The following is a 10,024-nucleotide window of genomic DNA, read 5'->3' as shown; positions in this document are numbered from 1 at the left end:
ACACCCTGGTAGCAACCGTGATGAGCAATCTCGGGCTGCATCTGGCGATGCGCGAAGCGGGCATCGAGGTGCGCACCACCGACGTCGGCGACCGCTACGTGCTCGAGCAGCTGCGGGCTGGCGGCTTCACCCTCGGCGGTGAGCAGTCCGGTCACATCGTGCTGCCCGGCCTGGCCACCACCGGCGACGGCATCATCACCGGGTTGCGTCTGATGGCGCGGATGGCGCAGACCGGCACGCCGCTGGCCGGTCTGGCCTCGGCGATGCGCACGCTGCCGCAGGTGCTGATCAACGTCGAGGTCACCGACAAGGCCGAGGCGGTGGGCCGCCTGGCGGTGCGCACCGCGGTGCGGCGTGCCGAGGAAGAACTCGGCGACACCGGACGAATCCTGTTGCGCCCCTCGGGAACCGAGCAGCTCGTCCGGGTCATGGTGGAAGCCGCCGACGAGGAAACCGCGCACCGGATCGCGCTCGGTGTCGCCGAGACGGTGCGCGCTCGCTGAGCTTGCTCCGGCGTCCCGTCCGCCACGTGCGTTTCCGAGTGGCTGGCTGGCGATCTTCTCGGAAACGGTCGCGTCGGCGCTAGCACCGGCGGCGTGTGGAATTGCCGGGAACCGTTGCAGCGCCCGCACCGTCATACCCATATGGGACGACAACAGCTCGATCTTGATCCCGCCGCAGTGCGCTCGGTGGCCGACTCCTTCGACGCCACCGCGATCGATATCGACACCGCGATTCGAACCCGGTTGGGCAGCTTGGCATTTGACGGCGGTGTTGCCGGGCGTGACCATGTTGCGGCGGGGGAGGTGCTGCGGCGGACGCTGGATAGCTGGGCGCCGGAGCTGACGCGCTGGTCGCGGGCCACAACCGAGATCACCGCGGCGCTACGGGCCACAGTGCTGCGCTACGGGCACGCCGAGTCCTACGCCGCGGACCGGGTCGGCTGAGGTGGCCCAGCAGTACGACGTGGCCGGGCGGCTCGGCGAGGGCCGAGAAGCAGTGGCGCACACCCAGGCCTACGTCTCGGCGTGTAGCCGGCTGGGCTACCGGTATCCCGATCTCGCCGGCTACGACGGGCAGCTCGCCGATCGCTACGACAGTGACGCCGGCCTGGATCTGCGGGCGCTCGACGGCGATTGTGCGGCGCTGGATGCGCTGGCGGCGGCGGCCGAGGATGCGTTGCGCCGCCAGCGTGCACAACTGGTCGATCTGGCTGCGGCGTGGCGCGGTCCGGGTGCCGAGGCCGCCGCGGAGTTCCTGCGCCGACACTGCGAGGCCGGTGCGCAACTGACCGCCCGCTTGCGGGCAGCCGCCACCGGGTGCGCGGTGCTGCGTGACGAGCTGTGGCGGCTGGTCGACGCCAAGGTGGCGGCGGTGCTGGCGGTCGATCAGCAGGTCGGTGCCCAGCGTCCGGCATGGCTGGCCGCCGCGCATGCGGTGAGCTCCGGTGCCGCCGACAAGCACGCCGCCGAGGTCATCGAGAAACAGGTGATGCCCTACGTGGACAACGACGTTCGGGCCGCGTGGGCCTCGGCCGTGTCGCCGGCGCGGGATGCGGCCGAGGCCGCCTACCGTGCCGCGGTGGCCGCGGCCGACCCGAGGCCGGGGACGGCTTTCGCGCTTCCGGGTGACCTCGGGGCGGCTGCACCACTCGACGACCCGGCGCCGGTCGTTCCGGCAGCCCTGGCCCCCGTCGCGGCAGACCTGGCACCGGCGGACATACCGGCGGCGCCGGGGGAGCGGCCGAGCGCCGCCGTACCGGAACCCGCCGCAGCATTCGACGACCCGCCTGTCGATCCGGGTTTGCCGGCCGGCCTCGGGCTTCCCGGCGATCTGGGTTTGCCCTCGGGCGGGTTGCCGGGCGGTGGTCTCGGTGGGTTGGGCGGCCTCGGTGGGCTGATTCCCCGTTTGGCCGACGCCCTGGCTGATCCCGGCTCCGGGCAGCCATTCGGCGAGCCGTTCGATGACGACGGCTGGGAAGACGATCACCCTGACGCCGGCGTGGAGCCGAACGAATCCGAGGACGACCCGGATCCGGAAGCCGAGGCCGCCGACGACACCGCGGAACCCCAGGAGGCCGAACTGGCTGACGAGACAGCGGCGGTAACCGAACCGGAGTCGGGCCCGGCGGTCGAAGATCCCGTACCGCAAGCCGAATCCGACGAGACGGAACCGGCTCTCGCGCCGCCAGTTCCGGACACCTCGCCCAAGACCCCATGTGAGATCGCTGCGGAAGAGTTACCGCAGGTGGGACAGTGAATGAGCCGGCAGGCATGTCCATGCCGAACTACGCGCATCATGATGCGCAAGGCGCATGATGCTGGCTGGGAGGACGACTGTGGTGATCAATAGCGATGCCGCCGCCGAGGTCGAACGGCTCCGGCGAAACGGACTCGGTGTCAGTGAGGCGCTGAACCTGCTTGCGCGCCGCGGCATGGCGGCGCAGACCAGTGCCCCGTGGCACGGTACCTGCATCGCACAGCGCGGATCGGCTTGAAGGTTGACGTCACCAACATCGGCGACGTGCTTGACCTGTCCGACGACGACCGATGATCGTCGATGCGTGTACGCCGTCGATGAGGACAGCAAACACAATCCAGCGACGTCACCGGCAACTTGGTGGCCGGTGCACAACCTGCAGCTCTCACGATGGAACACGGCGTTGAACTCGCCTCCGCCGACCCCGATTTTCAGCGATTCCCCGGCCTGCGTTGGATCAACCCGCTGAACCCCGGCTGAACCTCACCCCTGGCGGGTGCCCCAAGTCTGCAGCGCCGAAACGATTTTGGCCGCCGCCTCCAGCTGCTCCAGCGACATCTCATCGGCCGACGTGCGCCATTCGGCGACCACCGCGAGACCACCGTCGATGAACTGCTGGCGGGTCTGGCCACGCTGAATCTTGCCGCTCGAGGTGGTGGGCATCGATACGTGGTGCACCAGAACCACGGCGTCGGCCGCGATTCCGTGGTGGGTGGCGACTGCGGTCCGGATCCTGTCGATGACGTCGTCCAGGTCGGTCTCGCCGGCCCGCGCACTGTCGACTTCGTGCACGACGACCAACTGCTCGACGCCGCCGGGCGGCGCGTCGGTGGCGAACGCCGCGCCCCGGCCGGACACCAGCACCGGGTCGCACTGCTGGACGGTGAACTCGATGTCGTTGGGGTAGTAGCGGTGCCCATCGATGACGATCAGGTCCTTGCAGCGCCCGGTGGTGAAAAGCTCACCGCCACACAAGAACCCGTAGTCGCCGGTGCGCAGGAACGGTCCCCGGTTCGGGTCGCCCGGCGCGGCCAGCCGCGCTCCGAACGTCGCCGCGGTCTCCTCGGGCCTATTCCAGTAGCCGAGCGCGACGTTGGGCCCGGCGACCCAGATCTCGCCGACCTCGTCGGGTCCGCAGGGCTGGTGAGTCACCGGATCAACGATCGCCACGTCGGATTCGCGCGGCTGACCGCAACCCACGAACGTCGCGGCAGCCGGATCGTCCGCTGCGATGTCGACAATGCGGTCCTCGGCCAGCGCGACCCGATCGACGTAGCGCACCCCCGGCATCCCGGTGGGGCAGCCCGCCGACACCTGCAGGGTGGCCTCCGCCAGCCCGTACACCGGGTAGCACGACGAGATCTGGAAACCCGCCGGCGCGAAGGCATCGGCGAAGGCCGCCAGCGACGTGGCGCGCACCGCCTCGGCTCCGTTCATGGCGACGGTCAAGCAGGAAAGGTCAAGGGCCGCACGCTCTTCGGGCGTACTGGTTTCCACGCACCGGTCGTAGGCGAAGTTGGGCGCGGCGGTGATCACGCCGCGATGCGCCGACACCAGTTCCAGCCAGCGCATCGGACGTTTGATGAACGCGGTCGGCGACATCAGCGCCGTGCTGGCCCCGATGTAGAGCATCGACAGGATCCCGCCGATCAGGCCCAGGTCATGGTGCGGCGGCAGCCAGAAGACACCCTTGGCGTTCTCATCGCCGTTCCACGCCTGACGGATGGCGTCGACGTTGTGCAGCACGTTGCCGTGGCTGAGCAGCACACCTTTGGGTGAACGGGTCGAGCCCGAGGTGTACTGGATGGCGGCCGGGGAGTTGATGTCGATGTCGGGGGCGACCCAGGTGTCGGGATCGGCGCCGGCGTCGGTGAAGAACCAGTGCTCCGGTTCGCCGGGGATCCCGGCGACTGCGCTGCGGGTGGCCTGCTGGGTCTCACCGGCGGTGAGCGCGAAGCGGGCCTGCGCGTCCGGGACGACCACCGCCAGGCGCGGCGCCAGCTTCTGGTGTACCGGCACCGCGACCGCACCGGCGTAGAGGCAGCCGAAGAACCCGGCGATGAAGTCCAGCCCCGGGCGCACCAGCACCAGCACCCGCTCTCCGACAACGTCGTGGCGCTGCAGGTTCGCCGCAATCGCGCGGGCCCGGCGGTCCAGTTCGCGGAACGTCAGCTCACTGCGGCCTTCGTCGTCGCCGTTGTAGGAGAAGCTGAACGCCACCTTGTCGTTGAACCGCTCGGCTTGGCGTTGCAGCAGCTCAACAAGGGTTTCTGCGATGGGCGTCGTCACCGTGGGCGTGAAATCCATGGCCCTATCTTGGCCCGCGGGGTGTCGTGGGACACACCCGGCCCACCCTCGGCCCGCATCCGGCGGCGGCGACTGGGGTCAGGCCGGCGCCAACGCGCGCAGCTCCTCCACAAAGCGCAGCGCCTCACCCGGCTCGTGGGCCAGCGGACCGGCCAGCAGCGTTGTGACGCCCGCCTCGGCGAGCGCGGCGACGCGCTCGGCGACGAATCCGCGTGACCCGATCAACGACGTGTGCCGCACCAATTCGTCGGGTACGGCGTTGATCGCCTCGGTCTTGCGCCCGGACAGATACAGCTCCTGGATACGGTCGGCCACTTCGCCGAAGCCGTATCGGGTGGCCAGATTGTGGTAGAAGTTGCGGCCCTTGGCGCCCATGCCGCCGATGTAAAGCGCCAATTGCGGTTTCGCCCACGCCAGCCGGTCGTCGACATCGTCGCCGATCGCCAGCGAGGCGCCCACCATGATGTCGAGCGGGCCCAGCTCCGGATCCCGTTTGGCTGCACCGGCTTTCAGTGCGTCACCCCACACCTCGGCGGCGCGCTCCGGGTAATAGAACACCGGCTGCCAGCCGTCGGCGATCTCCGCGGTCAGTTCGACGTTCTTCGGGCCCAGTGCAGCAATGGAGATCGGAATCCGCTCGCGCACCGGGTGGTTGATCAGCTGCAACGGCTTGCCTAACCCGGTGCCGCGGCCCGCCGGCAGCGGCAGCTGATAGTGCTTGCCGTCATGGCTCACCCGTTCCCGGCGCCACACCGCCCGGCAGATCTGCACCACCTCACGGGTGCGCTCCAGCGGGGCGTCGAACGGCACGCCGTGGAAACCCTCCACCACCTGCGGCCCGGAGGTCCCGATGCCCAGCCGGAACCGGCCGTCGGAGACGAAATCCAGGCCCGCGGCCGTCATCGCCAGCAGCGCGGGCGTTCGGGTGTAGATCGGCAGCACCCCCGAGACGAGTTCCACGCGCGACGTCTTGGCTGCCAGGTAGCCCAGCTGACTGACCGCGTCGAACGAATACGCCTCGGCTACAGCGACCACGTCGATTCCGGCCCGCTCCAGCTCGATGACCTGCTCCGCCGCCTCTTTGAATCCACCTGAATAGGACAGCTGTACACCGATTCGCATCTCTGACAAATACCAGTGTCGGCCGGCTACCGCGTGGCAGAAAGTGCACAGCGTTCCACCGGATTCTTAGCAAGCGCATAGGTTAACGATGGGTATCGCAGCCCGAGGGCGATCATCTTCCGAAAAACCGGGACAAATATTTGACGAAGATGCTTGTGTCTTAGCTTCCTCACGGATAGTGTCCTATTTCACATCAGTTAATAAGTGTGAATTCAGGAGCAACACGGCGGCGTCCGGCCCCTTGAGACGCTCGCCGAGGGCGGCACCTCACAAAAGGAGATGGCTGTGCAGCAAACCCTTCGCCCCTACGTCACCGCCGGCATCGCGATCGTCGGCTCCGGCCTGATCGCTGCCACGCCGGTAGCGGCACCTGTGGCCAGCGTTCCCACCATCCGAGATGTCGCCCTCACCGCGGGCGGTCTGCCCGACCTGATGGCGCCATGGACGGAGGTGTTCAACAAGGCCTCGGAGAACGCCACGATCTTGACCCAGAACTTCTTGCTGGCCCCCGGCGTGGGCTTCCAGCAGTTCCTGGCCAACCAGACCCAGTTCTGGCAGTCGATCCTCGATGACCCGTCCAAGATCCCGGACGTGATGCAGCAGATGCAGAGCAACCTGGACGCGGTGCTGACCGGCTACACCCTGCAGAACGCCGACGGGACTTTCGGGTTGGGCGACTTGAGCGGGACCCTCGGGACGGTGGGGGTGCATACCCTCAGCGGGTCGGATCTGAACACCTTCGCCCTTGGTCACGATGCGCTCTTCGCGTTGCTGCCGCAGTTCCTGCCGGCCGACATGTCCGACATCGCGACCCCGATCGTGAACTTCATGGCCTCGCCGCTGAGCGCCATCATCATCGGCTCGCTGGGACCGTCGCTCGCCCCGTGGGTCGCGATGATGAACAGCATCCAAGATGGCGACAGCTTCAACCAGATCATGGCCAGCTGGATGGACGGCTACCTCAACGGCGCCACCCTCAACCTGGACAGCCTCATCCCGATGATCAACAGCCTGGGCCTGCTGCCGGAGGGCACCAACATCACTCACCTCGAGTTCGCCTTGGGCGGCATGCTGACCCCGGGTGACGTCGCGGTGGGCCCGTACCAGGTGGACGTTGACGGCACGACGGTCGACGTCCCGGCGGTCGGCGGATCGATGTTCAACAGCCTCGGCATCACCCTGACGACCGGCATCCTGCCGGGGATTCCCCTGGCAATCAGCGGCCATGCCGTCGGCCCGATCGCGGCCATGGAGGCGTGGGGACAGACCGTCGGGGCGCTGCTGGGCTCCGGCTGGGACGGCAAGGGCCCGGTCCACGTCGACCCGCCGTGGCCCGGGATCGACTTCCCGACCATCCCGGACGGCTTGTTCGACGACGGGGGCGCAACTCCGGACGCGGGCGACGCTGTGGCCAGTCCGCTCGCCGGCATGGACCTTGGTGACGTCCTCAACGCGTTCTTCGGCGTCGACATCTGAGCCGGCTCGCCCGCTATTCCGACAGTCCCCTGACAACCTTCAACACTGCTTTTTTGAACCGCTTCACAGGAGAGGTGTTCGCAAATGAGTCGTCGTCACAGCACCAACCAGCCTGATAACACCGGAGCGCGGTACCGCAAGCGGGTGATCGGCGCCACCAGCACGGTGGGCGCGTTCCTGGCTTTCGGGATGGCGCCGTTAGCCGGGGCACCCGCCGCGCACGCCGACGCCGATTTCGACCTCGGCGACATCTTCGGCGATCTGTTCAGCTCGTGGACGTCGACCGACACCGGCGCCGCCACCTGGGACTTCGACGCGCTCTTCGGCGGCGCGGGCAGCGCGGCCGGTGACCCGTTCTCATGGACCGGAATCATGGACCAGTGGTTCTATGAGCCGCTGCACACCATGACCCAGCTCTGGATCACCAGCCCGTTCGGCCAGCAGATCGACGGCATGATCAACGACTGGTCGGGCATGTACCTGATCGGTAACGGTGTTGCCGGCACCGAGGACTCGCCCGACGGCGGCGACGGCGGGCTGTGGTTCGGAGATGGTGGCGCCGGATGGAGCAGCGACGAGGCCGGTGTGGCCGGCGGTAACGGCGGCGACGCGCTCGGCTTCCTGGGCAACGGTGGTGACGGCGGCGCCGGCGGCGCCGGTGCGGCCGGTGGTGACGGCGGTGCCGGCGGCTGGTGGATGGGCAACGGTGGTAACGGCGGCGCCGGTGGTGCCGCGACCGCTGACGGTGGTGCCGGCGGCGCCGGCGGTAACGGCGGCGCAGCTGCGGCCTGGTTCTTCGGCAACGGTGGCGCCGGTGGCGTCGGCGGCGCCGGAATGGACGGCGCGGCGGGAACCCTCGCCAACGGCGGCAGCGGTGTTGGCATGGCGGGCGGGGCCGGCGGTAACGGTGGCGCCGGCGGCCGCAGCGGCTTCATGTTCGGCGACGGCGGCAAGGGCGGCGCCGGCGGCACAGCCGGCAACGGCGGCAACGGCATCACTGGAGCCACCGACGGTATGAGCGGCGGCACCGGTGGTCAGGGCGGTAGCGGTGGCGCCGGCGGCGCCCGCGGCTCGGACTACTACGCCGGCTCGTTCTACGGCAGCGCCGGGGCGGCCGGTGACGGCGCGAACGGCGGGAACGGCGGTAACGGCGGCGGCGCAGCCATCGACTCGGTCACCGGCGATTACCTCGGGCAGGGCGGCGGCGGCGGCACCGGCGGCGCCGGCGGTAGCGGTGAGCACGGCGGCAACGGCGGCACGGGCGGTAACGGCGGCGACGGCAACGGCCTCAACAAGTCCGACCCCACTTCGCCGTACAGCACCGGCGGCAGCGGTGGCTACGGCGGCCATGGCGGTAGTTCGCTCGGGGCCAACCCCGGCGGCGCCGGCGGCGATGGCGGCAAGGGCGGCCTAGGCACCCTGGGCTGGGGAGGACAGGGCGGCAGCGGCGGCCAGGGCGGCGACAGCGACAGCGGCACCGGCGGTGCCGGCGGCAACGGTGGCCTGGGCGGTAACGGCGCCACCGATGACGCTACGGTCGCGACCACCGGTGGCCAGGGCGGTTACGGCGGCCAGGGCGGTAACAGCAACAGTGGCACCAGCGGCGCCGGTGGCAACGGCGCGGCCGGCGGCGACGGCACCCTGCGCGGCGGTAACGGCGGCGGCGGCGGTACCGGTGGCTACAGCACCACCGGGGATGGCGGCGCCGGCGGCAATGGCGCCGCGGGAGGCAAGGGCCTGGGCTGGAACGACGGCACCACCACCTGGAGTGCCGGTGGCTACGGCGGCCAGGGCGGTGGCGGCGGTAGTAGCGGCAGCGCCGGCACCGGCGGCACCGGCGGCCAGGGCGGCGCCGGCGCCGACGGCGCGACCGGGGCGGGCGTGGTCAGCATCGGCGGCCAAGGCGGGGCCGGCGGACAGGGCGGCTCCAGCAGCGGCGGGGCCAGTGGAACCGGCGGTAACGGCGGCAACGGCGGTAACGGGACCGCGTCCGGCGGAGACGGTGGCCAAGGCGGCATGGGCGGTGACGGCTTCTCGGGGCTGTCCACCCACAGTGACGGCGGTGCCGGCGGCAACGGCGGCACCGGCGGTAACAGCGGCGGTGTGGCCACCCCGGCCGGCGGACCCGCTGGCTTCGGGGACAGCCACGCGGGCACCGGCGGTGCCGGCGGTGCCGGCGGCCATGCCTATGGCGGTGGCGCCGGTGGCAACGGAGGTACTGGCGGCGGCGGCGGTAACGCCACCGGCTCGGTCGACGGCGGCACCGGCGGCGCGGGTGGCGCCGGCGGCGGCGGTGTCATCGCGGGCAACGGCGGCAACGGTGGTGCCGGTGGCACCGCGGTGGCCGGCAACGGTGGTGACGGTGGGGCCGGTGGAGCCGGTGCTACCGCCGACCAAGGCGCTGCGGGTACCAGCGGCATCCCGGCGCTTCCCAGCCAATCTCCCTCGGCCGGTGGCAACGGCGGCAACGGCAACACCGGTGGCACCGGCGGTAACGGCGGCGTCGGCGGTGCTTCGACCTCCGGGACCGGTGGCAACGGTGGAGCCGGTGGCACCGGCGGTGACGGCGGTGCTGGTGGGGCCGGTGGTGCCGGTGGCACCAACCCCGACACCGGCAACGGCTACAACGGCGGCAATGGCGGCAACGGTGGCAACGGCGGGACCGGCGGCAACGGTGGCGCCCACGGCACCGGCGGCGCCGGCAACGGCACCGGTGGGGCGGCCGGTGACGGTGGCAACGGCGGAGCGGCGGGTGCCGCTGGACCGGGTGGTGCCGCTACCGGCACCGGCACGCCGGGTCAGGACGGCAGCGCCGGTACCGCCGGCAGCGACGGTGCGGCCGGCAAGCCCGGCACGTAGC

6 protein-coding genes and 1 pseudogene are annotated in these 10,024 nt (G+C 70.4%); 5 read left to right on the top strand and 2 right to left on the bottom strand.

Annotation, left to right across the window (positions count from 1 at the left end; all coding sequences use genetic code 11):
• The 3 genes and pseudogenes from A5694_RS08615 to A5694_RS08605 all read left to right on the top strand — a co-directional run.
• Window positions 1-503: pseudogene (locus A5694_RS08615) on the top strand (phosphoglucosamine mutase); the annotation flags it as partial.
• A 141-nt stretch (window positions 504-644) separates the two neighbouring features.
• Window positions 645-947 (top strand): type VII secretion target, encoded by a 303-nt coding sequence (locus tag A5694_RS08610; protein WP_064921411.1) that lies wholly within the window; start codon window positions 645-647, stop codon window positions 945-947.
• 1 nt (window position 948) lies between these two features.
• Window positions 949-2,259 carry a hypothetical protein gene (locus A5694_RS08605; RefSeq protein ID WP_064921410.1) on the top strand — a complete coding sequence of 437 codons (1,311 nt, stop codon included), beginning with the start codon at window positions 949-951 and terminating at the stop codon, window positions 2,257-2,259.
• A 483-nt stretch (window positions 2,260-2,742) separates the two neighbouring features.
• Here the strand turns inward: A5694_RS08605 and A5694_RS08600 are convergent, their stop codons facing one another.
• Window positions 2,743-4,566, bottom strand: a complete 1,824-nt coding sequence (locus tag A5694_RS08600) for a fatty acyl-AMP ligase (protein WP_064921409.1) — start codon at window positions 4,564-4,566, stop codon at window positions 2,743-2,745.
• A gap of 78 nt (window positions 4,567-4,644) precedes the next feature.
• The gene (locus A5694_RS08595; RefSeq protein ID WP_064921408.1) at window positions 4,645-5,688 is read right to left on the bottom strand and encodes an LLM class F420-dependent oxidoreductase; all 1,044 of its coding nucleotides are present in this window, start codon (window positions 5,686-5,688) and stop codon (window positions 4,645-4,647) included.
• A 279-nt stretch (window positions 5,689-5,967) separates the two neighbouring features.
• Here A5694_RS08595 and gjpA point away from each other — a divergent pair, with 279 nt between their 5' ends.
• Window positions 5,968-7,164, top strand: coding sequence for an outer membrane porin GjpA (gene gjpA / locus A5694_RS08590; protein ID WP_064921407.1), 1,197 nt, complete (start codon window positions 5,968-5,970; stop codon window positions 7,162-7,164).
• A gap of 84 nt (window positions 7,165-7,248) precedes the next feature.
• The gene (locus A5694_RS25055; protein ID WP_064921406.1) at window positions 7,249-10,023 is read left to right on the top strand and encodes a PGRS repeat-containing protein; all 2,775 of its coding nucleotides are present in this window, start codon (window positions 7,249-7,251) and stop codon (window positions 10,021-10,023) included.
• Window position 10,024 lies beyond the last annotated feature (1 nt).

The organism is Mycolicibacter sinensis, from assembly GCF_001667945.1.
Classification (GTDB): Bacteria; Actinomycetota; Actinomycetes; order Mycobacteriales; family Mycobacteriaceae; genus Mycobacterium; species Mycobacterium sinense_B.
The sequence above is the reverse complement of the archived record's forward strand: the minus strand, read 5'-3'. Positions and strand labels throughout refer to the sequence as shown.

Coding starts and splice junctions, on each gene's coding strand:
- A5694_RS08610 (WP_064921411.1), top strand. CDS start 645: ATGGGACGACAACAGCTCGATCTTGATCCCGCCGCAGTGCGCTCGGTG.
- A5694_RS08600 (WP_064921409.1), bottom strand. CDS start 4,566: ATGGATTTCACGCCCACGGTGACGACGCCCATCGCAGAAACCCTTGTT.
- A5694_RS08595 (WP_064921408.1), bottom strand. CDS start 5,688: ATGCGAATCGGTGTACAGCTGTCCTATTCAGGTGGATTCAAAGAGGCG.
- gjpA (WP_064921407.1), top strand. CDS start 5,968: ATGGCTGTGCAGCAAACCCTTCGCCCCTACGTCACCGCCGGCATCGCG.
- A5694_RS25055 (WP_064921406.1), top strand. CDS start 7,249: ATGAGTCGTCGTCACAGCACCAACCAGCCTGATAACACCGGAGCGCGG.